The following is a 1,044-nucleotide window of genomic DNA, read 5'->3' on the forward strand; positions in this document are numbered from 1 at the left end:
ACAGGGCTGCGATCTTCATGAGGTTGTTGGCGAGCACGGCGGCTGCAACCCATAGCTCGAAGCGCTCGCGACCTTCGGCGAGACAACGCTTCATGCCGCGACCGCGGAATAATACTGAGATGCGCCCCTCGATGCCGGCGCGAAAGCGCTGGCCGTCCTTGAACTCCCGGCTCTTCTCATAGGCTTCGCGTTCGGGCGCCTTGGTGCCGCCCTGCTGTGGGATGCACATCACCTTGACGCCTTCCTGCTTGCACGACATCACGTTCTTCTCGCTGAAGAAGCCGCGATCCGATCCGTACAATTTGGGGACGTCGCCGAAGGTCTGCCTGTGGCGTACCAGCGAGATAACCACATGCTGTTCGTCGATGGGATTTCCGTCTAGCACGTCATACTGCGTGATCAAGCCGCGCGCGCTTTCGGCGAGGAAGACCTTGTGGCCAAACTCGATCGGCGACCGCGCCTTGCCGCGCTTGATGAGGTCCGTGTGGGGCTCAAAAATCGAATAGAGCTCGGCCGTTGGAACTTGCTCGCCGTTAAGCACACGGCGGCGCGACTGATCTGTCACACGGTCTCCAAGACCACAAAAGTGCTCTATCTCTTTGCGCGTCTCCGCGATGGCCAGATCGGTGATCATATCTTTGCCGCGCGCTTTACGGGTTTGCCGGAGCGCCGTTCGTGCGCTTTCGATGACTTCCTCGGCAATGCCAATGAGTTCGCGATATGTCGCGGTCTGCTGATCCTGGCGCTGCCTTGTGGTCATTCGTTGGATCTCTTGCATCCGCCGCCGCGCCGATCGCGTCCGATCTTGGAACCCCTTGATACGCCGGCGCTCCAGCGCCGTGGCGAGGCGACCGATCAGGCGCGTGACCACGCGAACGACATCCCACAACAGCGTGTTGTCGGTCGGATGATGAATGTCGGTCTGCACCACCGTGGTATCGACACGCAGCTTTTGGCCGTCTTCCAGTCCGAGCTCGACCGCCGCCCGCACCACCAGATCATTGATCGCCTTGAGCGTCTCGGGCGTGAGCCGATTGAAGCCGC

1 protein-coding gene is annotated in these 1,044 nt (G+C 60.9%); it reads right to left on the reverse strand.

Features of this window, described 5'->3' with window-relative positions; translation table 11 throughout:
- On the reverse strand, nt 1-994 hold a 994-nt coding region (locus C7G61_RS42855), incomplete at its 3' end, for an ISNCY family transposase (RefSeq protein WP_338026203.1).
- Nucleotides 995-1,044 lie beyond the last annotated feature (50 nt).

This window comes from Bradyrhizobium algeriense (assembly GCF_003062295.1).
Lineage (GTDB): Bacteria > Pseudomonadota > Alphaproteobacteria > Rhizobiales > Xanthobacteraceae > Bradyrhizobium > Bradyrhizobium algeriense.